The 24,232-nt window shown below is 65.8% G+C and carries 23 protein-coding genes and 1 riboswitch; of the genes, 10 read left to right on the top strand and 13 right to left on the bottom strand.

Annotated features, from left to right (window positions below):
* Nucleotides 1-113: 113 nt before the first annotated feature.
* A complete protein-coding gene (locus EF834_RS04155) occupies nucleotides 114-452 on the bottom strand; it encodes a hypothetical protein (protein WP_127945917.1) in 339 nt (112 codons plus the stop codon).
* Entirely contained in the window at nucleotides 449-1,624 is a 1,176-nt protein-coding gene (locus EF834_RS04150) for a Rieske 2Fe-2S domain-containing protein (protein WP_127945916.1), read from the bottom strand. The genes EF834_RS04155 and EF834_RS04150 overlap by 4 nt, the downstream gene beginning before the upstream one ends.
* A 216-nt stretch (nucleotides 1,625-1,840) precedes the next feature.
* On the opposite strand from EF834_RS04150, the gene hsaA reads away from it, so the two are divergent.
* From hsaA to hsaB, 4 genes are read left to right on the top strand one after another with little or no spacing between them, the layout of a single operon-like run.
* Nucleotides 1,841-2,989: a 3-hydroxy-9,10-secoandrosta-1,3,5(10)-triene-9,17-dione monooxygenase oxygenase subunit gene (gene hsaA / locus EF834_RS04145; protein WP_206615180.1), complete on the top strand. Its 1,149-nt coding sequence runs from the start codon at nucleotides 1,841-1,843 to the stop codon at nucleotides 2,987-2,989.
* Between the two features lie 9 nt (nucleotides 2,990-2,998).
* Nucleotides 2,999-3,874: a 4,5:9,10-diseco-3-hydroxy-5,9,17-trioxoandrosta-1(10),2-diene-4-oate hydrolase gene (gene hsaD, locus EF834_RS04140; protein ID WP_127945914.1), complete on the top strand. Its 876-nt coding sequence runs from the start codon at nucleotides 2,999-3,001 to the stop codon at nucleotides 3,872-3,874.
* The gene (hsaC, locus tag EF834_RS04135) at nucleotides 3,874-4,776 is read left to right on the top strand and encodes an iron-dependent extradiol dioxygenase HsaC (RefSeq protein ID WP_127945913.1); all 903 of its coding nucleotides are present in this window, start codon (nucleotides 3,874-3,876) and stop codon (nucleotides 4,774-4,776) included. Before hsaD ends, hsaC begins: the two co-directional genes overlap by 1 nt.
* 59 nt (nucleotides 4,777-4,835) lie before the next feature.
* A complete protein-coding gene (gene hsaB, locus EF834_RS04130) occupies nucleotides 4,836-5,381 on the top strand; it encodes a 3-hydroxy-9,10-secoandrosta-1,3,5(10)-triene-9,17-dione monooxygenase reductase subunit (protein ID WP_127946070.1) in 546 nt (181 codons plus the stop codon).
* A gap of 120 nt (nucleotides 5,382-5,501) precedes the next feature.
* Here hsaB and EF834_RS04125 read toward each other — a convergent pair whose 3' ends face one another.
* On the bottom strand, nucleotides 5,502-6,602 hold the full coding sequence (locus EF834_RS04125; RefSeq protein WP_235870979.1) for a LysR substrate-binding domain-containing protein: 1,101 nt from the start codon (nucleotides 6,600-6,602) through the stop codon (nucleotides 5,502-5,504).
* Here EF834_RS04125 and mqo point away from each other — a divergent pair.
* Nucleotides 6,520-8,004 carry a malate dehydrogenase (quinone) gene (gene mqo / locus EF834_RS04120; RefSeq protein ID WP_127945912.1) on the top strand — a complete coding sequence of 495 codons (1,485 nt, stop codon included), beginning with the start codon at nucleotides 6,520-6,522 and terminating at the stop codon, nucleotides 8,002-8,004. The genes EF834_RS04125 and mqo overlap by 83 nt on opposite strands.
* Before the next feature lie 144 nt (nucleotides 8,005-8,148).
* Here mqo and thiC read toward each other — a convergent pair whose 3' ends face one another.
* The 6 genes from thiC to EF834_RS04090 all read right to left on the bottom strand — a co-directional run bounded on the left by thiC (nucleotide 8,149) and on the right by EF834_RS04090 (nucleotide 15,080).
* Complete coding sequence (gene thiC / locus EF834_RS04115) at nucleotides 8,149-9,798, bottom strand: phosphomethylpyrimidine synthase ThiC (RefSeq protein ID WP_127945911.1); 1,650 nt, start codon at nucleotides 9,796-9,798, stop codon at nucleotides 8,149-8,151.
* Nucleotides 9,790-9,897, bottom strand: a riboswitch (TPP riboswitch). Its footprint overlaps the gene before it by 9 nt.
* 136 nt (nucleotides 9,898-10,033) lie before the next feature.
* Nucleotides 10,034-12,091 (bottom strand): neutral/alkaline ceramidase, encoded by a 2,058-nt coding sequence (locus tag EF834_RS04110; RefSeq protein WP_127945910.1) that lies wholly within the window; start codon nucleotides 12,089-12,091, stop codon nucleotides 10,034-10,036.
* A 114-nt stretch (nucleotides 12,092-12,205) separates the two neighbouring features.
* A complete protein-coding gene (locus EF834_RS04105; RefSeq protein WP_206615169.1) occupies nucleotides 12,206-12,934 on the bottom strand; it encodes an acetoacetate decarboxylase family protein in 729 nt (242 codons plus the stop codon).
* 225 nt (nucleotides 12,935-13,159) lie between these two features.
* On the bottom strand, nucleotides 13,160-13,591 hold the full coding sequence (locus EF834_RS04100) for a cupin domain-containing protein (RefSeq protein ID WP_127945909.1): 432 nt from the start codon (nucleotides 13,589-13,591) through the stop codon (nucleotides 13,160-13,162).
* Nucleotides 13,592-13,642: 51 nt separating this feature from the next.
* The gene (locus EF834_RS04095; protein ID WP_127945908.1) at nucleotides 13,643-14,518 is read right to left on the bottom strand and encodes an aldo/keto reductase; all 876 of its coding nucleotides are present in this window, start codon (nucleotides 14,516-14,518) and stop codon (nucleotides 13,643-13,645) included.
* A gap of 55 nt (nucleotides 14,519-14,573) precedes the next feature.
* Nucleotides 14,574-15,080 (bottom strand): nuclear transport factor 2 family protein, encoded by a 507-nt coding sequence (locus EF834_RS04090; RefSeq protein ID WP_127945907.1) that lies wholly within the window; start codon nucleotides 15,078-15,080, stop codon nucleotides 14,574-14,576.
* A gap of 100 nt (nucleotides 15,081-15,180) precedes the next feature.
* On the opposite strand from EF834_RS04090, the gene EF834_RS04085 reads away from it, so the two are divergent.
* Both EF834_RS04085 and EF834_RS04080 read left to right on the top strand, forming a co-directional pair.
* Nucleotides 15,181-15,519: a hypothetical protein gene (locus EF834_RS04085; RefSeq protein ID WP_127945906.1), complete on the top strand. Its 339-nt coding sequence runs from the start codon at nucleotides 15,181-15,183 to the stop codon at nucleotides 15,517-15,519.
* A gap of 101 nt (nucleotides 15,520-15,620) precedes the next feature.
* Nucleotides 15,621-16,433, top strand: a complete 813-nt coding sequence (locus EF834_RS04080) for an HAD family hydrolase (protein WP_127945905.1) — start codon at nucleotides 15,621-15,623, stop codon at nucleotides 16,431-16,433.
* 41 nt (nucleotides 16,434-16,474) lie between these two features.
* Here EF834_RS04080 and EF834_RS04075 read toward each other — a convergent pair whose 3' ends face one another.
* Genes EF834_RS04075 through EF834_RS04060 form a run of 4 tightly spaced genes read right to left on the bottom strand, consistent with a single transcriptional unit; the run spans nucleotide 16,475 to nucleotide 21,368 of the window.
* Nucleotides 16,475-17,611 (bottom strand): acyl-CoA dehydrogenase family protein, encoded by a 1,137-nt coding sequence (locus EF834_RS04075; protein ID WP_235870977.1) that lies wholly within the window; start codon nucleotides 17,609-17,611, stop codon nucleotides 16,475-16,477.
* Nucleotides 17,608-18,597, bottom strand: coding sequence for an acyl-CoA dehydrogenase family protein (locus tag EF834_RS04070; protein WP_127945904.1), 990 nt, complete (start codon nucleotides 18,595-18,597; stop codon nucleotides 17,608-17,610). The genes EF834_RS04075 and EF834_RS04070 overlap by 4 nt, the downstream gene beginning before the upstream one ends.
* Complete coding sequence (locus EF834_RS04065; protein WP_127945903.1) at nucleotides 18,594-19,733, bottom strand: acyl-CoA dehydrogenase family protein; 1,140 nt, start codon at nucleotides 19,731-19,733, stop codon at nucleotides 18,594-18,596. The genes EF834_RS04070 and EF834_RS04065 overlap by 4 nt, the downstream gene beginning before the upstream one ends.
* A gap of 57 nt (nucleotides 19,734-19,790) precedes the next feature.
* Complete coding sequence (locus EF834_RS04060; RefSeq protein WP_127946066.1) at nucleotides 19,791-21,368, bottom strand: FadD3 family acyl-CoA ligase; 1,578 nt, start codon at nucleotides 21,366-21,368, stop codon at nucleotides 19,791-19,793.
* A 67-nt stretch (nucleotides 21,369-21,435) separates the two neighbouring features.
* Between EF834_RS04060 and EF834_RS04055 the strand changes: the two genes are divergently transcribed.
* The 3 genes from EF834_RS04055 (at nucleotide 21,436) to EF834_RS04045 (ending at nucleotide 24,215) form a co-directional block, all read left to right on the top strand.
* Nucleotides 21,436-22,647 (top strand): acyl-CoA dehydrogenase family protein, encoded by a 1,212-nt coding sequence (locus EF834_RS04055; RefSeq protein WP_127945902.1) that lies wholly within the window; start codon nucleotides 21,436-21,438, stop codon nucleotides 22,645-22,647.
* Nucleotides 22,644-23,453: an SDR family oxidoreductase gene (locus tag EF834_RS04050; RefSeq protein ID WP_127945901.1), complete on the top strand. Its 810-nt coding sequence runs from the start codon at nucleotides 22,644-22,646 to the stop codon at nucleotides 23,451-23,453. Before EF834_RS04055 ends, EF834_RS04050 begins: the two co-directional genes overlap by 4 nt.
* Nucleotides 23,454-23,591: 138 nt before the next feature.
* Entirely contained in the window at nucleotides 23,592-24,215 is a 624-nt protein-coding gene (locus EF834_RS04045) for a TetR/AcrR family transcriptional regulator (RefSeq protein ID WP_127945900.1), read from the top strand.
* Nucleotides 24,216-24,232 lie beyond the last annotated feature (17 nt).

Here is a 24,232-nt window from a genome sequence, read left to right as displayed (position 1 = left end):
CGGACACTGCAGAATCGGACACTGCAGAATCGGAAAACTGCAAAAAGGGGCGTGCATCCCGTGGGATGCACGCCCCTTCTCATCACAAACATCAGGTTCGTTTCGACAGCTCGCTAGGACTCCGTGTCACGTACCTCGATGATGCCTTCCAGCACCGCGTGTTCGATGCTGTCCAGCAGCCGCGGGCAGGTCTGACGCGACCCGGTTCGTCCGCCCGAACCGGCGAACTCGGGGCACACGTCTTCCGGGTTGGCCTGCCACTGGATGCTGGTGTGTCTGTAGCTGTTCTTGCGCACGAGCACGCACGTGCCGCACGACCGGCACTGCACCTCCTGTAGACCAGCGTCGAGATAGTTGTGCTGGTCGGCGACGGTCTGCGCACGGACGGCCTCGACCCGGTCCGGGCTGTCCGCGTAGCTGGGGGCCTTGGCCCAGGTCGAGGTCATAGTCACACTCCCGTCTTGTGCTCGGCGCTGTCGGCGCTGTCCGTGTCGGCCTTCGCGGCCTTTTCCCGGGCCTGACGGGCCAGGTTCTCGTCGACCTCACGCTGCCAGGCTTCGACGGCCTTGGTGGTGTCGATCTCGAACTCGAAGCGCTGCGTCATCTTCTCGTCGACGTCGGCGACGTCGACGTAGAACTGCTGGTACCAGCGGCGCAGCTGGTAGACCGGGCCGTCCTCCTCGCACAGCAGCGGGTTGTCGATCTTGGTCTTGTTCTTCCAGATCTCGACGTCCTGCTCGAAGCCCATCGTGACGCCCTCGGTGAACTTGCCGGCGATCTTCTCGGTGGTGGCATCGTCGAGGCCCTTGGGCTTCTCCACGCTCACGCCGTACATGAGCACGAACGAGTCCTGCGTGACCGGGTAGTGGCAGTTGATCAGGATGCTCTCGGCCTTGTAGCCGCTGTAGTCGTTGTGCAGCCAGTTGATCATGTACGACGGGCCGAAGTACGACGCCTCCGAGTCGAGCACCGACTCGCCGTACTGGGTGCCCATGTTCTGTACGTCAGGGCGGCCGTGGTTCTGCAGGTACTGCGATGCGATATGACCCTCGAAGACATTCTTGAAGTACTTCGGGAAACCGAAGTGGACGTAGAAGAAGTGCGCCATGTCCACGACGTTGTCGACGATCTCACGGCAGTTCGAGCCCTCGACGAGGATCCGATTCCACTTCCAGTCGGTCCACTCGTCGGTGAAGACCTGCGGAATGTGCGGGATCACGACATCGTCCGGCGGAGGATTGCCCTCCGGGTCGTTCCAGACGAACAGCTGCTTGTTCTCCTGGAGTGTGATCCACGAGCGCGTGCGAGCGATCGGCGGCACGCGGCGGGCGTATGGGATGTCGGTACACTTGCCGTTGCCACCCCAGCGCCAGTCGTGGAACGGGCACGCGACCGAGTCACCCTTGATCTCGCCCTGGCTCAGGTCTCCACCCATGTGCCGGCAGTAAGCGTCGAGTACGTGGAGCTTGTTCTGACTGTCGGCGAAGATCACCAGCTTGGTGCCGAATGCCTCCACCGCGTGCGGCTTGCCGTCGAGAAACTCGCTCTCCAGACCGAGGCAGTGCCAACCGCGCGCGAAACGCGTCGGCGAGGCTCCCACATCGATCTCACGAATCTGCGCCATCAGTACCTCACATCCTTCCTGGCATTTGCTAGAACACGTTATAGAACTTCGGCCGATTCCGCTAGATTCCGGGGGCTTTGCATCGCCGACGACTACTGGTTACCGGCAGCGTTTGGTTTCTCTCGACATGGAAGAGAACGTGTTCTAGTCTCAGGGCAGTGAACATCGATTCAAAGACGGGAGCGTCCAGTGGGTGACCATGACAGCCGCGAGGTGATGGGTCGGATCGACGCGCTACTGCCGGTGCTGCGTGAACGCGCGCAGGAGACCGAAGATCTGCGCCGCATCCCCGACGAGTCCATCAAGGCCCTGCAGGAGAGTGGCTTCTTCCGCCTGCTGCAGCCCAAGCAGTGGGGCGGCTACGAGGCCGATCCCGTCACCTTCTTCACCGCGGTGCGCAACATCGCTAGTGCTTGTGGTTCCACTGGTTGGGTCGCCGGAATTCTCGGCGTCCACAACTGGCATCTCGCGTTGTTCGATCAGCAGGCGCAGGAAGACGTCTGGGGCGAGGACACCGACGTTCGCATTTCGTCGTCGTACGCGCCGATGGGTGCCGGTGAGGTCGTCGAGGGCGGCTACAAGGTCAACGGTGCGTGGGCATGGTCCTCGGGCTGTGACCACGCGACGTGGGTCGTCGTCGGTGGACCGGTCATCAAGGACGGCCGCCCCGTCGACTTCGGCAGCTTCCTGATCCCCCGCGAGGACTACGAGATCGACGACGTGTGGAACGTCGTCGGCCTGCGCGGTACGGGCAGCAACACCATCGTCGTGAAGGACGTGTTCGTACCGCGTCACCGCTTCCTCAGCTTCAAGGCGATGAACGACCTCGCCTCTCCGGGCCTGCAGCAGAACTCCGCTTCCGTCTACAAGATGCCTTGGGGCACTATTCATCCCACGACGATCTCGACCCCGATCGTCGGCATGGCCTACGGTGCATACGACGCGCACGTCGAGCACCAGGGCAAGCGCGTGCGCGCAGCCTACGCGGGTGAGAAGGCCAAGGACGACCCGTTCTCGAAGGTCCGTATCGCCGAGGCGTCCAGCGACATCGACGCTGCATGGCGACAGCTGTCGGGCAACGTCGCCGACGAGTACGCGCATCTGATTGCCGGCGAGGAGGTTCCGATCGAGCTGCGTCTGCGCGCCCGCCGTGACCAGGTCCGCGCCACCGGCCGTGCCATCGCGTCGATCGACCTGCTGTTCGAGAACTCGGGCGCCACCGCGCTGGCCAACGGCACCCCGATCCAGCGCTTCTGGCGCGATGCGCACGCCGGCCGGGTCCACGCCGCCAACGATGCCGAGCGCGCCTACGTGATGTTCGGCGGCGCGGAGTTCGGTCTGCCGCTCACGGACACGATGGTCTAGGGGCGAAACGTGACTGCAACTGAAGAACTCACGTACGAGTCGACCTCGCGCTTCGCGCAGGCTCGGCCAGATCTGAGGCTGCACTACCACGAGGCGGGTGTGGGTAAAGGCCCGACGATCGTGCTGCTGCACGGTGGTGGCCCGGGTGCGTCTTCTTGGTCGAACTTCGCCAAGAACATCCCGGTTCTGGCCCAGCGATTCCACGTGATCGCTGTCGATCAGCCCGGCTACGGCCAGTCCGACAAGCCGACCGATCACCCGCAGTACTTCCGGCACAGTGCGTCGGCGCTCAGGGATCTGCTCGACACGATCGGGATCACCGAGCGCGTTCATCTGCTGGGTAATTCGCTCGGAGGCGGTGCCGCGGTGCGGTTCGCGCTCGACTACCCGGATCGCGCGGGCCGGCTCGTGCTCATGGGCCCCGGCGGCCTGAGTGTCAACCTCTTCGCTCCGGACCCCACCGAGGGCGTCAAGAACCTCGGCAAGTTCGCGTACCAGCCGACGCGGGAGAATCTCGAGGCGTTCCTGCGCATCATGGTGTTCGACCAGAATCTGATCACGGACGAACTGATCGACGAGCGCTTCGCCTCGGCGAGCACGCCGGAGTCGCTCGCGGCGGCCAAGGCGATGGGGAAGTCGTTCTCGAGCTCGGAGTTCGAGCTCGGCATGTTGTGGCGTGACGCCTACAAGCTGCGTCAGCGGGTGCTCCTCATCTGGGGCCGTGAGGACCGCGTCAACCCGATCGATGGTGCGCTGGTGGCACTCAAGATGATTCCGCGAGTGCAGCTGCACGTGTTCGGCGGCTGTGGGCACTGGGCGCAGCTCGAGAAGTTCGACGAATTCAACCGGCTCGCGAGCGACTTCCTTCTGGACGGGAGCAAGTAATGGGTATTCGTTCACTCGCCTACATGCGCATCGAGGCTACGGACATGGCCGCGTGGCGCGAGTACGGTCTCAAGGTCCTCGGCATGGTCGAGGGCAAGGGCACCAACCCGGACGCCCTGTACCTGAGGATGGACGACTTCCCTGCCCGGTTGGTAATCGTGCCGGGCGAACGCGACCGCCTGCAGGTTTCCGGCTGGGAGACCGCGAATCAGGCTGAGCTGCAGGAGGTGCGGGACAACCTGCGTGCCGCGGGAGTGCCGTTCAAGGAGGGTACCGCCGATCAGCTCGCCGACCGTCGCGTCGTCGAGATGATCACGTTCGAGGACACGTCGGGCAACACCCTCGAGGTGTTCCACGGCGCAGCGCTCGAGCACCGCCGTGTGGTGAGCCCGTACGGACACAAGTTCGTCACCGGTGAGCAGGGTCTGGGCCACGTCGTGCTCACCACCAATGACGACGAGGCGTCGCTGCGGTTCTACCGCGACGTGCTCGGCTTCAAGCTACGCGACTCGATGCGGCTGCCGCCGCAACTCGTCGGTCGGGCGGAAGACGGCGAGCCGGCGTGGCTGCGCTTCCTCGGCTGCAACCCGCGTCACCACAGCCTCGCATTCCTGCCGCTGCCGAACCCGACGGGAATTGTGCACCTGATGGTGGAAGTCGAGAACTCCGACGACGTCGGGTTGTGCCTCGACCGCGCGTTGCGCAAGAACGTGAAGATGTCCGCGACCCTCGGTCGCCACGTGAACGATCTGATGCTGTCCTTCTACATGAAGACCCCGGGCGGCTTCGACGTCGAGTTCGGTTGTGAAGGACTCGAGGTCGAGGACGACAACTGGATCGCGCGGGAGAGCACGGCCGTGAGCTTGTGGGGCCACGACTTCACGGTGGGAATGAAGCCGTGACATCGCCCGACGCGGTCTCCTCGCCCGACAAGGACGGGGCGACCGCGACCGGGGCCGAGATCGATCCACGCCAGTTCCGAAACGTCCTCGGTCAGTTCTGCACCGGCGTCACGATTATCACGACGGTCGACGACGGTGCCCCGGTCGGGTTCGCGTGTCAGTCGTTCGCAGCGTTGTCGCTCGAGCCGCCGCTCGTGCTGTTCTGCCCGACCAAGGCGTCGCGGTCCTGGGCGGCGATCGAGCGGTCGGGCCGGTTCTGCGTCAACGTCCTCGCCGAGGAGCAGCAGGCGACGTGCGCCCGGTTCGGTTCTCGCGAGCCGGACAAGTTCGCCGGAATCGACTGGACGCCCTCCCCGTTGGGATCTCCGATCTTGACGGGCTCACTCGCTCACATCGACTGCACGGTGGAGACGGTCCACGACGGTGGCGACCACTTCGTGGTGTTCGGTCGGGTCCACTCGATGAGTGAGGTCAGGACCGAGCGGCCGTTGTTGTTCTACCGGGGGCAGTACACCGCGATCGAACCGGACAAGACGGTGCCGGCGAAGTGGCGGGACGACCTCGAGGCGTTCCTCACAACGGTCACCGAGGACACCTGGTTGTAGACCTGCCCCGGGGGAAATGAGTTGGAGGGCCCCTTCACGCGCTGATGCCGCGTGAAGGGGCCCTCAACTATGAGGGAGGCTGTCCCGAAGCGTGTTGCAGCGCGGGTTCGCGGCGGGTGATCAACAGTTCGGTGGAGAGTCTGTGGTCATCAACAATCTGTCCGCATGCTTGACGATGTGATCCCGTAGTCGTTGAACCGCGGGGGACGGCTGTCGCGTACCGACCACCAGCCCGATGGATCGCTCACTGGTGCCGGTGACAGGAATCGACACAACTCCGGGGACTACAGCTTCGGCTGGCGGCAAGAGCGCGATTCCGAGATCGTAGGCGACGAACGCCCGTATCGTATCGAACTCGCTGATCTCGAAAGCAATATATGGATCGAATCCTGCTTCCTTGCAGTAGCTTTCGAGTTGCTTTCGCACGTGGTAGGGCGGAGGACTGGCGACGAAGTGTTCATCGGCCAGTTCGCTGAGGCGGATTTCGTCACGGCCCGCGAGCCGATGGGTGATCGCGACATGCAGCAACAGACGTTGGTGTCCCAGAACTGTGACGGGTAGGTCGTCGGGTGGCGGGATCATGACCGCGAGGTCCAGTCGCCCGTCTCGCACCATCTCTGCGAGTGCTTCCCCATGTGCCTGGACGAGATGTAGCCGTACACGCGGCGCGGTGCGGTGGAAGTCGGCGAGAAGAGAAGGAACGCTTTGCGGTCCCAGTGTCAGTGGAAACCCGAAACGCACGAGGCCGCTGTCGGGGTCGGCGTGGCTTCGCACGGTGGTGATCGCGTAATCGAGTTCACGAATGAGATCACGAGTGTGCTCATGCAGCTCGCGCCCCGCCGTGGTCAGTGAGACTCCGCGACCGACTTGCTGGAACAGCGGTACGCCGATCAGTTGCTCCAGTGCTTTGATGCGCCGACTGACCGACGACTGCGGCATACCCAGCTGGTCGGCCGCGCGCGTGACGTGTCCCTCGCGTGCAGAAGTATCGAATGCCGCAAGTAGGGGCACGATCGCTGCGGCCTCGTCGGACAAGAACCAATCCATATCCGGATCATAATGCCGCTGTATGTTCATTGGACGGATCGGCTTGTGTCTTGCACTCTGGAAGAACCAGCGATCCGAAGGTAGGTGCACTATGGTGCGTGAACCCCGATCCATCGGCGGCACAAAGGATATCGGCTCCGAATACGATGTCGTCCTGGTTGGCGCGGGCATCATGTCGGCTACGTTGGGTGCGTTGCTCGCGCGACTCGAGCCCGACTGGTCGGTGCTCGTTCTCGAACGCCTCGAGGACATCGCTGCGGAGAGCAGCGCACCGTGGAACAACGCCGGTACCGGCCACGCGGGACTTTGCGAACTCAATTACATGCCTGACCCCTGTGACTCGTCCAGGGCCGAAGAGATCGGCCGACACTTCCAACTTTCGCGGCAGTTCTGGGCTTCCCTTGTCGAAGCTGGAGACCTGACCCCTTCGTTTGCGAATCCGACGCCGCATCTGAATGTGGTTTTCGGCGACCGTGATGTGGCGTACTTGCGGCAGCGGTACGAGACACTGCAAAGATCGCCACTGTTCGCGGCTATGGAGTACAGCGAGGACCCCGAGGTCATCGGCCGGTGGGCACCGCTGGTGATGGACGGTCGTACCGATTCCGGACCGATCGCCGCGACCCGGTACGCCGCCGGTATCGATGTCGATTTCGGCACGCTGACACGCGAGTTGATTCGAGACATGGATACGCGTGGTGCGGTAGTGCTGACAGGGCACGAAGTCACTCGGCTACGCCGCGATTCGGGAGGTTGGTGGACCATCTCCGGGCGTGCCGACGGAAGTCGATTCTCGGTCAGATCGCGGTTCGTGTTCGTCGGTGCGGGCGGCTACGCACTCAAATTGCTGCAGAAGGCCCGCATCCCCGAGGTCAACGGGTACGCGGTGTTCCCCATCGGCGCACGGTTCCTGCGTACTGACAACCCCGAGCTTGTTTCTCGTCACGAGGCAAAGGTGTACAGCCAAGCCGACGTCGGTGCCCCGCCGATGTCGGTGCCGCACCTCGACAAGCGGGTGATCGGCGGGCGCGCATCGTTGATGTTCGGTCCCTACGCGACCTTCAGCACCCGGCTACTCAAACACGGTCGTCTCACCGACCTGTTGACTACGATCCGGCTTCGCAACCTTGCGCCGATGATTGCTGTCTGCATTCAGAATTTCGGACTGGTGCGCTACCTCATCGGTCAGCTCGTGGCCACACCAAGCCGAACGCTCCAGCAGCTTAGGCGATTCCACCCTACGGCCCGTGTCGATGACTGGTCCTGGATCGATGCCGGGCAACGGGCTCAACTGATCAAGCCGCACCCGCGCAAGGTTGGGGTACTGACCTTCGGCACCGAAGTAGTGGCCGGAGAAGACGGCTCCATAGCAGGCCTGCTCGGCGCTTCGCCCGGAGCGTCGGTGGCACCCGCCGCAATGGTCGATCTCCTGAACACCTGCTTCCCAGACCGTGCCGAAAGCTGGCATCCGATACTGAAGCGTCTGATGCCCGGACTCGAGCAGCCCGTCGACGTCGACCAGGCAACGTTGGACGCCACGCTGGGCCGTACCGGGCGGACCCTCGGCGTAGCGTGACTCAGCTCGACGCGTCGATCACGACGCGCACAAGCGGGTTGCCGACCCGCGGGCCGAGCGCCGGGAGATTGTGCGATGTGACGTCGCACAATCTCCCGGCGCCGTGTCGGCTTCTGAGGTGCCGTGAAGCTGCGAACGGTTCCCTTACCGATCGCCCGCCTTGGACAAGGAATCGATCGGGAGGTACACCCGCGATCCGGACTCGGCGAACTCGGCCGCCTTGTCTGCCATTCCCGCCTCGATCGCTTCAGCGGAGTCGAGACCATGCTCGGCGGCATACTTTCGAACATCGGCTGAGATCCGCATCGAGCAGAACTTCGGGCCACACATCGAGCAGAAGTGGGCCGACTTGGCCGGTTCCGCCGGCAGGGTTTCGTCGTGGAACTCCCGCGCCGTATCAGGGTCGAGGGAGAGTGCGAACTGGTCGTGCCAGCGGAACTCGAACCGCGCCCGCGAAAGTGCGTCATCACGTTCCTGCGCACGTGGATGCCCCTTGGCAAGATCGGCGGCGTGGGCGGCGATCTTGTAGGTGATGACACCGGTCTTGACGTCGTCGCGGTTCGGCAGGCCCAGATGTTCCTTCGGGGTTACGTAGCAGAGCATCGCGGTCCCCGCCTGAGCGATCATCGCAGCACCGATCGCGGACGTGATGTGGTCGTACGCTGGGGCGATGTCGGTGGCGAGCGGGCCCAGGGTGTAGAACGGGGCCTCCTCGCACAGCTCCTCCTCGAGTCGCACGTTCTCGACGATCTTGTGCATGGGCACGTGCCCGGGGCCCTCGATCATGACCTGCACTCCATGCGATTTCGCGATCCGAGTGAGCTCACCGAGTGTGCGAAGTTCGGCAAACTGGGCTTCGTCGTTCGCGTCCGCGATCGATCCCGGCCGCAACCCGTCGCCCAGCGAGAACGTGACGTCGTAGCGGTGGAGGATCTCGCACAACTCCTCGAAGTGCGTGTAGAGGAACGACTCCTGATGGTGGGCGAGACACCAAGCGGCCATGATGGACCCGCCACGCGAGACAATTCCCGTGACCCGATTCGCGGTCAGCGGAACGTAATGTAGCAGAACACCCGCGTGCACGGTCATGTAGTCCACACCCTGCTCGCACTGTTCGATCACGGTGTCGCGGTAGATCTCCCACGTCAATGCGGCCGGGTCGCCGTTGACCTTCTCGAGGGCCTGATAGATCGGCACCGTTCCGACCGGCACCGGGGAGTTGCGCAGAATCCACTCACGCGTTTCGTGGATGTTCTTGCCGGTGGACAGGTCCATGATCGTGTCGGCACCCCAGCGGGTGGCCCACACCATCTTCTCGACTTCCTCGGCGATCGAGGACGTGACGGCACTGTTGCCGATATTCGCGTTGATCTTCACCGCGAACGCTTTGCCGATGATCATCGGCTCGAGCTCTGGATGACGATGGTTGGCCGGGATCACTGCCCTGCCGGCGGCGACCTCCTCGCGAACGAGCTCTGGTGAAACTCCCTCGCGAACAGCGCAGTACCGCATCTCTGGGGTGATGACCCCGGCCCTGGCTGCGTCGAGTTGCGTACCCTCCCGGTCGGCCACCCACGATGCGCGAATTGGCGGCAGACCGGACTCGAGGTCGATATCGGCACTCGGGTCCGTGTACGGCCCCGATGTGTCGTACAGGTCGAGATGCTCGCCATTGGTGAGGTGGACGCGCCGCACCGGGACACCGATCCCGGCGTCGAACTCGACATATTCCTTGGTGCTGCCCTCGATCGGGCCCACGGTGACAGAGGCGGGATTGGATCCAGCTTTGCTCATGCAAGTACTCCCTACGCCGGCATTACCCGGACAGGTTCGACGGTCGACGGCCCTAGCCGTCCTCTCAGCCCGCTGGTGCGGGCCCCCGTGTGTGTGCGTTCGGTAGTTGTCACAGGTTGCCCCGTGCACTGCGTGAGGCTACCCGGTGATCAAGCCGTACCCGCGCAAGGTGTGGGAAGGGTCCCTTCCTGCGCTCTCGGCGCACGAAGGGACCCTTCGGCTGCAGAGGCCTGGTCTAGCGGACGGTGAACTCCGCTGACGTGCCGGTGAGGGGGAACACCGCGCCGACGGGGTTCTTCCAGTTGCCGAAGTGCTGGATCCGGTAGGAGCCGGACGGGGTGCCTGCCGGTACGTCCCACGTGATGCGCGCGATCGAGGCGTTGGTTCCGTCGCGGCGCCAGCGGTACTTGGTAGACCAGTCGCCGTCATCGGCGTGGCGCAACCAGCGGTCGCCGTCTCGTCGCTGCACCTCGAAGAATGTCCCGCCGCGGTGCAGGTCGTTCTTGGGGTGGCCGGTGACGAACTCGACAGCCACCTGCTCGCCCGCGCCGACGTTGCCCGCCGGCTGGACGACGACGTCGCCGAAGTTGCGCCCGGGCGGCGGCGCGTCGAACGGGAACTCGCGTCCGAACCCGGGCTGGAAGCCGGACACATCGCGCGGTGCGGGACCGCGTGGGGCGTCCACTCCGTCCCTCATCGCCGCAGCCAGAGCCGCGAAGCCCTGCTGGTAGGCGGGAAGGGTGTTGCGACCGAACAGCGTCGAGCCACCCTCGTACTGCTGCTCGTCGTACTCCTCAGGCGTGGAGCAGTAGCTCGAGTACGCGTTGGCGTAGCCCTGGAAGACGACGTTCTCGAGTGGGACACCCAGTTCCTCCGCGACCGTCCGCCGGATGCGGAGACCCGACACGATGGTGAACTCGGCCGGCCCGCCCACGACGTAGACGTCGCCGATGCGGATGATCTGGATCTTGAGCACGTTCGGCACCCAGCCGTCCGGGGGCAACAGGCCGACCGGGACCAGCACCAGCTTGGGAGCCTGCGCGTCGGCGAGCCACTGCGGGGTGGGGGTGTCCGTGCCGCCGAGTGCGGCGAGCAGCGGGTTGCGGGTGCCCTCGGAGAAGATCTCGATCGCGGGGCCGTCCTCGGTGCTGCCCGCGGCCATCGCGGCACCGATGCACGCAGGCGAAGTGCGACGCGTCTGCCCGTCGGATGTGTACCTGCCGTCGACAACCTGGTTCGCCATGTCCAGGTACATGATTCGACTGTCGACCGTGGTCGACGATGACGTCGCCGCGTTCCCGAACGCCTCCCGGGCGGCAGTCACCTGGCGTTCACCGATGATGCGGGTGTTCTCGAACTCGTCGTCGGTGGGCCCCTGTCCCGGTGCGAGGTGCAGGTTGGGGGACATGTCGCCGGCGTTCGTCTGCGGGAAGCAGGCGACGAAGCCGGGCCTGCCGTCGAGATAGCGCACCCCGGCGACATCGTGTTCCCAGAAGTAGGAGGCGGCACCCTTGTTGTCGCCGGAGATCAGGTGATTCTTGTTGGTCAGCGACGCGCAGTGGGTGGGGAACCAGGCGATGGCGCCGACGTTGTCGTCACCCTGACTGACCTTCAGCACACGCATCGCGGTGTCGATACCGAGCGGGTAGTAGTCCTTGTCGCGCTGAGGGTTTCGGTCGAAGGCGACGCGGGACCGGTTGACGCTGGCGTTCGTCAGTTCGCTGCGCCCGTACGACACCGTGCCTGCCGCCAGGTCGTCGTGGGCGGCGGTGATCGCCTCGACGACGCCGTCGACCTCGGCGTCGAACACCTGTGGCTGGAAGCCCAGCGTCGCAAGACTGTACGCGTAGTCCTGCGAGGCGCCGCCACACGCCGCGTGCGAGTGCACGGCGGTGAGCATCACGTTCTTCTCGGTGTAGAGGTTGCCGTACATTCCGGCGAGACGTGCCAGCACGGCGTCGTGCACCGCCTGGAACACCATGCAGGCGTCGGTGCAGACGTAGACGACGCGGTTGTCGCCGCCGTCGGCGAAGACGTACGCGCGCACGCGGGTCCGCTGATGTAGTCCCTCGGCCCGCTGGTCGAACTGCGAGTAGCCCATCATGCCGTTCTCGGCGATCGGCCCGGTCACGTCCGACAACCCGACGCCGACCCGGAATCCCGAGTACGGCGCCTGGGTGCGGGCCGAGGCGACCGCGGAGCGGGGCTGAGCTGAAGCGGTCGAGTTGGCAATGGCCGCGAACACCGGGGCGGTCGCGGCCCCCGCCAGCACGCTGCGTCGACTGATCGTCACGTGGTAGTCCTTTGCGCGAGGTCAAAATGAACTGGTCAAATGTCCAAGTGTCCAGCACACACGACACGGTCTCGATGCGCAAGAGGCACGTCGGGTCCGTCGAGTGTCGGAGTTTCAGACGGGGGTTGCGTCGCCGAAGGTCATCCGCAGATCGGGGATCGTGGTGGCCAACAGTGCTCTGCGGGGCAGGTCGAGCGAACGCAGTTCGTCCGCGATCGGGTGGTCGCCCAGACGCAGGGAGGCACCCCCGATCCTGGACCGGACCCCGGTAGAACGCATGTCCCACTTCGTGTACCGGGTGACACCCTGCAGGTGCGAGTACGCCATGAGAGACCTGTCGGTGCCGCCAACGAGTGTCGGAAGGCCCTGTCTGACAGCCAGTTCTGCGATCAGGCGGCCTTCGTGGCTGACCTTGCCGCGACGGACGTCGCTGACGTGGTCGGCCTCGAAGTCGGCCAGGATCTTGGGGAAGCCCCAAATCCCGCGGCCGGCGGCGAGAGTGAATTCGCCATCGACCGGCAACTGGTGGATCAACGCGCCGGAGTCACCGTTGACCAGTGAACGCAGATCGCTCAGCACAGATTTCCGGCGGCGACGGTGGTTGCGAACCATGAACGTCACGCCGAACTCGTTGTACGGGCCCAGGTCGCCGTCGATGTAGTCGACGAACACCAATCCGCACAGGCCGTGGCCCGGCCGGTACTGAAGGAGCTCGAGCCCCGTGTGGTCGATCAGGTTCTGCGCGGCCGCGGCGGGAACCGAGTACATCGCCATGAACGCCGATGCGGTCCGAACCTCGACGGGCATGTCGACCTGTTTGCCGAGCACCTGATGCGTCGTCACAGCGACACCACTGTGCGCGGGCCACCGGCGAATGCTCCGGAGTCCGTCTCCGAACCCATCCCTTCTCCCTTCCTCCGCGGATACCCCGCTGATAGTAGGAACAAGTTCTACTATCAGGGAAGGGGTTGGGCAATTCTCGGGACTTACGGATGTGTGGACTCGACGCGCATGATGCCGTCGGTGAACTGGCGGCGCTGAACAAGGTGAACTGGCGGCGCTGAACAATCAGAGGGACTGCGCGCAGTCCGGCGCAGGGACTTCCTGGGAGAGCGGGCTACCGACGGGGTTGACGAACAGCGCGAGCAATACCATCGGGACCGGCCCCAAGTTTCGGGCCATGTGGACGTAGCCGCTGCCGCTCGGTTCGATGAGCGTGTCGCCGGCGTTGTAGATGCCGTCGATCGCGCAGTCCGAGTCGTAGTGCGTCAACGTGCCCTCGGTGATGATCCCGTACGGCTCGCCGTCGTGGTAGTGCCAGCCCGTCGTGCCGCCCGGCGCGATGGTGATCCGGGTGAGGATGTAGTCCTTGTCGCCGATCCTGGCCTCTGCCAAGGTCTCCCCAGCAACGCCCTCGCTCGGCGTCGCGGACGCGGTTGCGGGGGCGACATCGAGTGCCATCACCATGGCGGCGAGGGCGAGGAAGTGCGTGAGTCGCATGAAGGTCCTTCCCGTACTGTCTTTTTGCCCATAGCCCAGGTGGGGTCGTTCCTAGGCGGGGGCGCCGAGGTTCATCTCGTCGGGGTGGAGTCCGACGCGGTCACCGTTCTCGAGTGCCGCGATGTCGGCGAGGTCCTGATCGGTGAGTTCGAAGTCGAACACGTCGATGTTCTGCGCGATCCGGTCGTCGTGGGTCGATTTCGGGATCACGATCAGGCCGTTCTGCAGGTGCCAGCGGATGAGGACCTGCGCAGGCGACTTTCCGTGCTGCTCGCCGATCCGCCCGATGACCGGGTCATTGAGCAGAGTGTTGGGCTTGGACGCCGGGCCCCATCCGGAGTTGCTGGTGCCGCCGAGTGGGCTCCAGGACTCGACGGCGATGCCGTGCAGGGCTGCGAAGTCGCGGATCGCGTGTTGGCGGAGGTGCGGGTTCAGTTCCACCTGGTCGACGACGGGCAATGCGCCGCCGCGGTCGACGAGGTCCTGTAGGTGGTGCGGTTCGAAGTTGCATACGCCGATCGCCTTGGCGCGTCCGGAGGCGGCGATCGTCTCGAGGGCGTCCCACGTGCGCAGGCGGATGTTCCGGTCCAGCAGCGGCCAGTGGACGAGGTACATGTCCACGTAGTCGAGGCCGAGTCGGGACAAGCTCGCATCGAAGGCGGCGAGTGCAGGCTCGTACCCCTGGTCGGAGTTCCACAGCTTCGTGGTGACGAAGATGTCCTCACGCGGCACCGACGAGCGCGCGATGCCCCGGCCGACACCCTCCTCGTTCTGGTAGGTCGACGCGGTGTCGAGATGCCGATAGCCCGCCTCGTCGAGCGCGAAGCGCACGGCGCGCTCGGTCTGGGCGTTCGTGGCCTGCCACACTCCGAGGCCGAGTTGGGGGATGACGGTTCCGGAACTCAGGGTGATCGATGGAGTGGTCATGAACCCAGGCTAGGAGTGTTGGCGTCGTGCCGCTGGGCAGTTGGCCGCTGAGTAGTTACTCGCCCTGCACCGGCGGCCGAGACCACATATGCGTCAGGAACTCGAAGCTGGGGACGTCGTCGAGCGAGATCATCGATTCGTAGATCCGTTCGTACGTCGTCCGGGTGATCCGCCAGCGGCCATCGTCGCCACGGCGATAGCTGTCCCGGTAGTAGCCCGCACCCGTGATCAGGCGTCGGGCGGCGGGGACGATGACGGTGTCCTCGAAGGCCCACGAGCCCTCCGCGGTACCACCGTCGACGGTGATCTCGGGATGGTTGGCGATGTGCACGGAGGTGACCTCCGTCCCCAGGGCATTCCGCATGAACCCGACCAGGGTTTCGCGGCCCTCGAACACCAGCGGCTCGCTCAGCGCATGAGTTCCATACTCGGCGACGATGTCGTCGTCGAGGGTGTCCGCGAACTCGTCCCACTGCTTGAGGTCCAGGGTGCGGAAGTATCGGTACTTGAGCTGGCGGAGCTCCTCGAGCGCGGCCAGTTCTTCGAAGGTGCGGGTGTCCATGGGCGGAGCATCACACAGCAGACCGGCTGCGTGAGCGGATTCGGCCGAATAGTCCCGTTTCGGCGGACTGTGGGTGTGGTGTCAGCCTAGGGTGACCACCATGCGACTCACCTTGATGCGATCCGCAATCTTGACCGCGGGGCTAGTCCTGGCCGCAGCCCCTGCAGTCGCCCACGCTCAAGACTCCAGCGGTGGCGGGAGCCTCCCTGCAGGCAGCAGCGGCAGCTTCACGGGTTCCGCTGAGACCGTATTCGAGGCTTATCGATTCGACCGGACCTACACCCGGGAGCAGATCACCGAGTGCCGGGAAGATAGCGCAGGCGACATCGCAACCGGCCTGCCCAGGTGCCCCACGGCACCGATCACCGCGCTGGACCTCGCTGCAGCACGCCTGATAGTCGGCTCCATGCAGTTGGTGTTCGGCGGCTCCTCAGTTTGATTCAGCGCAGTCGACTTCTGAGGCTGACATCCGGCCGGTGACGGATGGTGCGGAAGAGTCCCGAATCCCCTCTCGGCTCTCATACCTGCGATCATCGGGAGGTGACGCGAATCAGGCTGGTGGCATCCGACCTCGACGGGACCCTGCTGCGGTCCGACGGGACGGTCTCACCGCGGACGGCCCGGGCGATGGCGGCGGCAAGCGATGCCGGCATCGAGGTGGTGTGGGCGACCGCCCGCGCCCGGCACTCGGTCGGTCCGCTGGCCCTCTCGTGCGGGTTCCGCGGCGAAGTGATCTGCGCCAACGGTGCGATCACCCTCGACCTCGCCGAGGGCACCCCCGAGATCACCGCCACCGTCTCGATCGAGATCACTGAGGCCGTCGCGGTCATGGACCGTGTCCGCACACTCGTGCCAGGCGTGGTGTTCGCCAACGTCGGGCCCACGACCTTCGTGGCCGAGCCCGAGTACGCGGCGCTGTGCGACCACACCGACCATCAACGGACCCTCGACGAGATGATCCTCGAGGAGCGGTTGCCGCGGATGGGGGAGCCGATGGTCAAGATCGTCGCTCGGCATCCCGAGGTGCCCGGTCGTGAGCTCTACCGTCTGGCGCTCACGGCCGGAATCGATGGGGTCGAGCTGACTCACTCGGGTGCCCCGTACATCGAGATGGCGGCGTCAGGTGTGTCGAAGGCCAGCGCACTCGCGAGGCTATGCGCATCGAGAGGTATTGCGGCGCACGAGGTTGCGGTGATCGGTGACGGCGTCAACGACGTGCCGATGTTGACCTGGGGTGGCGCCGCGCTGTGCCCGGAGAACGCGTTGCCGGAGGCGCGTGCGCTGGCCGGACGGGTGCTGCCGTGCAACGACGACGACGGCGTCGCGCAGTACCTCGAGGAACTGCTGGCCTGACTGTGCCGGGGCGGAGAAACGCCCCGGCACAGGACCCGAACTCAGGAGGGCAGACCCGCGAGCGACTCCATCTCCTGGAGGTACTGCTCGGGCTGCCCGAACAGCTGCGAACTACCGTGGGCGCGCTTGAAGAACAGGTGCGCGTCGTGCTCCCACGTGATCGCGATGCCGCCGTGCAACTGAATCGCATCGCCGGCGACCGCGTTGAACGCCTCCGAGCAGTACGCCTTCGCGACCGCGGCATCCGCGGCGGCCGACGGCAGCCCCTCGCTCAGCGAGTAGACCGCCGCGTACGAGGCGGACCGTGCCGTCTCCACCAGGAAGTACAGGTCGGCCATGCGGTGCTTGAGCGCCTGGAAGCTGCCGATCGCGCGACCGAACTGCACCCGGTCCTTGCTGTAGTCCACCGTCATCTGCAGGCAGCGTGCCGCGGCACCGACCTGCTCTGCGGACAGCGCGACGATCGCGATGTCGCGGACCCGCTCGAGCGCGGCGGACGCGTCGTCGGCGGTGAGCCGGACGGCCGGGGCGGAGGCGAACTCCACCAGCGACATCGGACGGGTCAGGTCCATGGTCGGCAGCGCGCGACGCGTCACGCCGTCAACGGACGGATCGACCTCGAACAGTGCGATCGCACCGTCCTGACCCTCGACTGACGCCGCGACGATCAGCACGTCGGCGTGCGCGCCGTCGAGCACGTAGTGCGCGCTGCCCGAGACGGTGAAACCGTCGGCATCGCTGCCGGAGGCTGTGCACGCGACCTCGTTGCTGCGCCAGTGGCCGTCGGGACCCACCCAGCACAGCGCGGCGATGGTCGATCCCTCGGCGATGCCGGGCAGCAGCCGCTCGCACGCGTCGGTGTTGCCCGACGCCAGGATCGCCTGCGCGGCCAGGACCGCCGAACCGAACATCGGCGACGGCGTCAACGCCGCACCGAGTTCCTCGAGCACCAGATGCTGCTCGACGACGGTGGCGCCGAAGCCGCCGAACTCCTCCGGGATCGCGAGCGCCGCGACACCGACCTGCTGGCACAGCACCTCCCACAGGCCGCGGTCGAACGCCTCTCCGGACTCGAGCGTTCGACGCAGCGCGGCCGCGTCGGCGCGCTTGCTCAGTAGCTGGGCGACCGTCTTGCGGAGCTCGAGCTGCTCCTCCGTGAACACTCCGACCCCACTCACAGCGCGCTCGCAATCCGTGCACGGTGCGCGGCGGCGGTGCCCCACGCGGACTGCAGCGCCCGCACCTTGGTCAGCCACAGCGACAGGTCACACTCGAGGGTGTAACCGATCGCGCCATGAACCTGCAGCGCCTTGCGGGATGCCAGATAGGCGGCGTCCGCTGCGGCCACCTTCGCGGCCGAGACGTCGCGTCCGACGGTGGCAGCGCCCTCGGCGATGGAGATCGCCGCGCCGTACACCAACGGGGTCGCCATTTCGACGGCGACGAGGGCGTCGGCGAGATGGTGCTTGACGGCCTGGAAGCTGCCGATGACGCGGCCGAACTGCGACCGGTTCTTGGCGTACTCGGTGGAAAGGTCGATCATCGCGTGGCCGGCGCCGATCAGCTGCGCCGAGACGGCGAGAACGGCGAGGTCGTAGGCCTTCTGCGCGGCGGTGGCAACGTCCGGACCCTGCGCCAGCGTCTCGACCGGCTCGACCTCGAACAGACGACGGGCCGGGTCGACCGATTCGAGTCGCGTGCTGGCGCGGACCAATTCGAGGGTGTCACCGGAGACCCGCAGGACCGGATCGGCAAGGTCACCGTCGAGGGCGCGCGGTGTCGACGGCTCGAAGACCAGCGACGCGAGCGTGGACCCCTCGGCTATGCCGGGCAGGAATCGCTTGGCCAACTGATGGTCTCCCAGCGACGAAAGCAGGACCGGGACGGCGGCGGCGGTCTCGAGGATCGGGCCCGGGACTGCCGCGCGGCCCAGCTCGATGAACGCGACGGCCAGGTCGGCCGGATGGGCGCCGATGCCGTCGAACTCCTCGGGCACGGCGAGCGCGGTCACACCCGTCTCGGCGAGCTGCTGGAGCAGTGCGCGGCCGGACGCGGTGTCGTTCTCGCCCCACGCACGGACGACGGCCGGGGTGTTGGCACCTGCGAGCAGACCGCGGAGGCTGTCCGCGAAATCACGCTGCTCGGTGGACAGGGAGAATTTCATCGATCCGCCTTCGGGAGTCCGAGCAGACGCTCGGCAACGATGTTGCGCTGAATTTCGTTGGTACCGGCGTAGATCGGGCCGGATAGCGAGAACAGGTAGCCGTCCTGCCACTTGCCGGCGAGCTCGCCGTCGGCGCCCAGCAGATCGAGGGCGGTCTCGTGGATGCGGACGTCGAGCTCGGACCAGAAGAGCTTGTTGATCGAACCTTCGACGCCGAGTGGGACACCCTCGAGCATGCGGGTGACGGTGCCCCAGGTGTGCAGGCGGTACGCCTCCGCGCCGATCCACGCGTCGACGACGCGATCGCGGGCGGCGGTGTCGGTGGCGTCGGCGTGCGTCTTCCACACCTCGATCAGCCGGTCGACCGCCGAGGTGAAGCGGCCCGGGCTGCGCAGCGACAGGCCGCGCTCGTTGCTCGCGGTGCTCATCGCCACGCGCCAGCCGTTGCCGACCTCGCCGACGACGTCGGCATCCGGGACGAAGACGTCCTCGAAGAAGATCTCCGCGAAGCCCGGTTCGCCGTCGAGTTGGGGGATGGGGCGCACCGTGACGCCGTCTGCGCTCAGCGGGAACATGAAGTACGTCAAACCCTTGTGGCGCTGCGCCTCCGGGTCGGAGCGGAACATGCCGAAGCCCCAATCCGCGTACGCGGCGCGCGAGCTCCAGGTCTTCTGTCCGTTGAGGATCCACCCGCCTTCGGTCCGGCGTGCCGTCGAGCGGATGCCGGCGAGGTCGCTACCGGCTTCCGGCTCCGACCACGCCTGCGCCCAGATGTCGTCGGCGCGCGCCATGCGCGGCATGATCCGTGCGAGCTGCTCCTCGGTGCCGTGCTCGAACAGCGTCGGTGCGAACAGGAAGATGCCGTTCTGGCTGACCCGACCCGGCGCGCCGGCCTTGTAGTACTCCTCCTCGAAGAGGACCCACTCGATCATCGACGCGTCGCGGCCACCGAGCTCCGACGGCCACGAGACCACCGACAGCCGGGCGTCGGCCAACTTGTGTTCCCACTCGCGGTGGGCCTCGAAGCCCTCCGGGGTGTCCATCGACGGCAGTGGCTCCGCCGGGACGTTGGCGGCGAGCCATTCGCGCACTTCCAGCTGGAAGGCGCGGGCCTTCTCATCCAGTTCGAGATCCACTATTTCGCCTTCGCTTTCATACCGTTGACGTCCATTCCCCGACCGAGGACCTGCGCGTCATGCCTTGCCCTCGCGCAGATCGTTCTTGAGCACCTTGCCGGAAGCGTTGCGCGGCAGAGAGCTGACGATCCTCACCTCGCGAGGGATCTTGAAGTTCGCCAGCCGCTCCTTGCAGAAGGCGATGACTTCTTCCTCCGTAACGGTCGCGTCCGGCTTCGGAACGACGTATGCGCGGCCGACCTCGCCCATCCGCTCGTCGGGGATGCCGATGACGGCGGCTTCGGCGACGGATTCCATTCGTGCGAGGGCATTTTCGACCTCCGCCGGGTAGACGTTGAATCCGCCGGAGATGTACATGTCCTTGAGGCGGTCGGTGATGTCGAGGTAGCCGCGGTCGTCGAGCACCCCGACGTCGCCGGTGTGCAGCCAGCCGTCCTCGTCGATCGTCTTCTTCGTCGCCTCGGGATCGTCGAGGTAGCCGAGCATGATGTTCTCGCCGCGCACAAGGATCTCGTCCTGCTCACCGAGCTTGACCTCCATGCCGGGGATCGCCCTCCCGGACGAGCTCGCGACGGTGACGGGATCGTCGTCGGTGCGGCACATCGTCACCACGACGGCTTCGGTCTGCCCGTAGGCGGTGAGGACGGCGTCGTAGCCGATCTCGGACTGCAAGCGTTCGACGAGGACCACCGGGACCGTGGCCGCGCCGGTCACGGCGACCCGCAGGCTCGACAGGTCGAAGTCTCCGCGGCTCGGGAAGTCGAGGATCGATTGGTGGATGGTCGGCGCGCCCGGCAGCACGCTGATCTTCTCGTCGGCGATCATCGCCATCACCTTCGGCATGTCGAAGACGGCCATCGGCACCATGGTGGCGCCCCGCAGGATGCACACCACGATTCCGGCCTTGTAGCCGAACGAGTGGAAGAAGGGGCTGATGATCAGGTAGCGGTCGTTGGGTCCGACCTCGGCGCACTCGGCCCACGCGTCGGCGATGCCGACCGTCTGCCGGTGAGCGGTGACGACTCCCTTGCACTTTCCGGTCGTGCCCGAGGTGAACAGGATGTCGGCGACGTCGTCGGGGGAGACCGCGCGGGCGCGGGCGTCGGCGGCCTCGACGGTGACGGCCGCGGCCGCGGCCGGCAACTGATCCCACTCGAGAATCTCGCCGCCCGGGAGTTCGGTGGTCGTTGCGCCGGACGAGGAATCGTCGGCCGGGGTGCGCACGACGAGCTTCAGCGGTCGAAGGCCGTCGGGCCCGGCGGTCTCGAGAAGGCTTGCGAGACGGTCGTTGCCGAGGAAACGGTCGGGCACGACCAAGGCCTTGGCCTGGGTGCGCTCGAGGAGTTCGAGTGCCTCGTGGCCGGTGTAGCGGGTGCTGATGGGAACCAGGGTCGCGCCGACGTACTGGGCGGCCAGGAAGATCTCGATCCAGTGGTGGGTGTTGGGGGCCCAGACGGCGACGCAGTCGCCGGCCTCGATGTCCTTGGCCATCAGTGCCCGCGCCGCGGTGCGCACGCGATCGAGTAGCTCGGTGTAAGTGATGCGGTCCGGTCCGTCCGCGACAGCCTCGTTCGATCCGAATTGCTCAGCGGCGCGCCACAGCGCGGCCGGGGTCGTCCGGGGCTCGGTGGTCACAGTCGTGCTCACTATCTCTCCTCGACGAGGCCTACAAAGCAAGTGCTTGGTAGGGTACCGTATCGCTGTGGACGTTAGCCAGGGTATTGAGACCAGCGCGAGGACAGCCGCTGACGAGGCTTTTGCGCGGGAGATTCGTGTTTGGCTGGAGGAGAACCTCACCGGGAAGTTCGCCGAACTGAAGGGCCTGGGCGGGCCGGGACGTGAACACGAGGCGTTCGAGGAACGTCTCGAGTGGGACCGCCACCTGGCCGCCGCCGGCTGGACCTGCCTCGGGTGGCCGAAGGAGTACGGCGGACGCGAGGCGACGCTGAGCCAGCAGATCATCTTCCACCAGGAGTATGCGCGTGCAAATGCACCTGCGCGCGTGAGTCATATCGGTGAGGAGCTGCTCGGCCCGACGCTCATCGCGTTCGGCACCGAAGCGCAGAAGAAGCGCTTCCTGCCGGGCATCAAGACCGTCACCGAACTGTGGTGCCAGGGCTACTCCGAGCCCGGAGCGGGATCCGACCTCGCGAATGTGTCGACGACGGCGCGCCTCGAGGGGGACCGGTGGGTCGTCAACGGTCAGAAGGTGTGGACGTCGCTCGCGCACCTCGCCGACTGGTGTTTCGTCGTCGCGCGCACGGAGCCGGGCTCGTCGCGTCACAAGGGCCTGTCGTACCTGCTGGTTCCCATGAAGCAGGAGGGCGTCGAGGTTCGCCCGATCATCCAGCTCACGGGCACCTCCGAGTTCAACGAGGTGTTCTTCGACAACGCCAGCACCGACGCCGACCTGGTCGTCGGCGGTGAGGGCAACGGCTGGGGCGTCGCGATGGGCACCCTCACCTTCGAGCGTGGTGTCTCGACCCTCGGTCAGCAGATCGGCTTCGCTCGCGAGCTCGCCTCGATCGTCGAGTTGGCCGAGCGTAACGGTGCCGCAAAGGATCCCGCGATCCGCAACAAGCTCACCCGTGCGTGGATGAGCCTGCAGGTGATCCGTGCTCATGCGCTGCGCACGCTCACCACCGTCGACGCCAGCGCCAACGGTGGTGAGGCGTCGGTCGCCAAGCTGCTGTGGGCCAACTGGCACCGCGGTCTCGGAGAACTCGCCATGGAGGTCCAGGGTGCGGCCTCGCTGGTGGGCGTCGAGAACACCGAGCCGGGCGAGGAACTGAACGACCTGCAACGGTTGTTCCTCTTCACCCGCGCCGACACCATCTACGGCGGGTCCAACGAGATCCAGCGCAACATCATCGCCGAGCGCGTGCTCGGCCTTCCCCGAGAGGCACGCCCGTGACCGCCACTGTCAAGTCCCCCCTGTCTGTCGCCCCGGAGGAGATCGAGGGCCACAACCTGCTGAAGGGCAAGAAGGTCGTCGTGACGGCCGCGGCCGGAACCGGCATCGGCTTCGCGACCGCACGTCGCGCGCTACTCGAGGGCGCAGACGTCCTGGTGTCCGACTTCCACGAACGTCGTCTCGGCGAGACCGTCGAGAAGCTGTCGGCCGAGTTCGGTGGCCCGCGGGTCGAGTCGTTCGTGTGCGATGTCTCGAGCACCGAACAGGTCGATGCGCTCATCGCCGGCGCCGCCGAGAAGCTCGGCCGCATAGACGTTCTCGTCAACAATGCCGGCCTCGGTGGCGAGACCCCGATCGTCGACATGACCGACGAGCAGTGGGACCGCGTCGTCGACATCACCCTCACCAGCACCTTCCGTGCCACCCGCGCCGCGCTGCGCTACTTCAAGAGCGTCGAACACGGCGGTGTCCTGGTGAACAACGCGTCGGTGCTGGGCTGGCGTGCGCAGCACTCGCAGTCGCACTACGCCGCCGCGAAGGCCGGTGTCATGGCGCTCACGCGCTGCTCGGCAATCGAGGCCGCGGAGTACGGCGTGCGTATCAACGCGGTCGCGCCGTCCATCGCGCGCCACCCCTTCCTGGCGAAGGTGACAAGCGACGAATTGCTCGACACCCTGGCATCGCGCGAGGCTTACGGGCGCGCCGCCGAGGTCTGGGAGGTCGCCGCAACCATCGCGATGCTCGCGAGCGACTACACCACCTACCTGACCGGCGAGATCGTCTCGATCTCCAGCCAGCGCGCATAGGTAGCCGTCCATGAGTGTGGCCGAGTGTCGCATCGGTGCAGATGTACTGACCCGATGCCGCATTCGGCCACCCCGGAATGGCATCCACCGAGCAAAGAACGAGGCCCTAGCAATCGCTTGGTTGGTAGGATGCCGAGCATGACCCCACCCCGAGGCGCTGACGAGTCTTCGAACAAGTCCGGGCGTCGTGCCGAGCTACTCGAACTCGCCGCCTGCCTATTCGCCGAGCGTGGTCTGCGTGCCACCACCGTGCGCGACATCGCGGACGCGGCGGGCATCCTGTCCGGCAGTCTTTACCATCATTTCGACTCCAAGGAGTCCATGGTCGACGAGATCCTTCGGGGTTTCCAGGATGAATTGTTCGGACGCTACCGCGAAATCGTCGATGCCCACATGGGCTCGCGTGAGACGTTCGAGGCCCTGGTGATCGCCTCGTTCGAGGCCATCGATGCCTCCCACAGTGCGGTCGCGATCTACCAGGACGAGGTCAAACACCTCGCCTCCAATGAGCGGTTCGCGTATCTCGCCGAGCGTAAGCAGGAGTTCCGCGACCTGTGGGTCGGGGTGCTCGAGGCAGGTGTCGCCGACGGCAGCTTCCGCCAGGATCTGGACATCGAACTGGTCTTCCGTTTCATGCGCGACACCGTCTGGGTGGCCGTGCGCTGGTATCGGCCGGGCGGCTCGATGACCGCCGAGGCCGTCGCCAAGCAGTACCTTTCCATTGTTCTCGACGGGCTCACCAGCCCCGACGTTCGCAAGTAACATGACAACCAGGAGCC

The sequence above is a fragment of the Rhodococcus spongiicola genome, assembly GCF_004011835.1.
GTDB classification, from domain to species: domain Bacteria; phylum Actinomycetota; class Actinomycetes; order Mycobacteriales; family Mycobacteriaceae; genus Prescottella; species Prescottella spongiicola.
The sequence above is the reverse complement of the archived record's forward strand: the minus strand, read 5'-3'. Positions and strand labels throughout refer to the sequence as shown.

Bases quoted from the DNA above. Each gene is read 5' to 3' on its own strand.
- EF834_RS04150 (WP_127945916.1), bottom strand. From the start codon at position 1,624: ATGGCGCAGATTCGTGAGATCGATGTGGGAGCCTCGCCGACGCGTTTC.
- hsaA (WP_206615180.1), top strand. From the start codon at position 1,841: ATGGGTCGGATCGACGCGCTACTGCCGGTGCTGCGTGAACGCGCGCAG.
- hsaC (WP_127945913.1), top strand. From the start codon at position 3,874: ATGGGTATTCGTTCACTCGCCTACATGCGCATCGAGGCTACGGACATG.
- mqo (WP_127945912.1), top strand. From the start codon at position 6,520: ATGGTGCGTGAACCCCGATCCATCGGCGGCACAAAGGATATCGGCTCC.
- EF834_RS04125 (WP_235870979.1), bottom strand. From the start codon at position 6,602: ATGATGCCCGCGCCAACCAGGACGACATCGTATTCGGAGCCGATATCC.
- thiC (WP_127945911.1), bottom strand. From the start codon at position 9,798: ATGAGCAAAGCTGGATCCAATCCCGCCTCTGTCACCGTGGGCCCGATC.
- EF834_RS04100 (WP_127945909.1), bottom strand. From the start codon at position 13,591: ATGCGACTCACGCACTTCCTCGCCCTCGCCGCCATGGTGATGGCACTC.
- EF834_RS04095 (WP_127945908.1), bottom strand. From the start codon at position 14,518: ATGACCACTCCATCGATCACCCTGAGTTCCGGAACCGTCATCCCCCAA.
- EF834_RS04090 (WP_127945907.1), bottom strand. From the start codon at position 15,080: ATGGACACCCGCACCTTCGAAGAACTGGCCGCGCTCGAGGAGCTCCGC.
- EF834_RS04085 (WP_127945906.1), top strand. From the start codon at position 15,181: ATGCGACTCACCTTGATGCGATCCGCAATCTTGACCGCGGGGCTAGTC.
- EF834_RS04070 (WP_127945904.1), bottom strand. From the start codon at position 18,597: ATGAAATTCTCCCTGTCCACCGAGCAGCGTGATTTCGCGGACAGCCTC.
- EF834_RS04045 (WP_127945900.1), top strand. From the start codon at position 23,592: ATGACCCCACCCCGAGGCGCTGACGAGTCTTCGAACAAGTCCGGGCGT.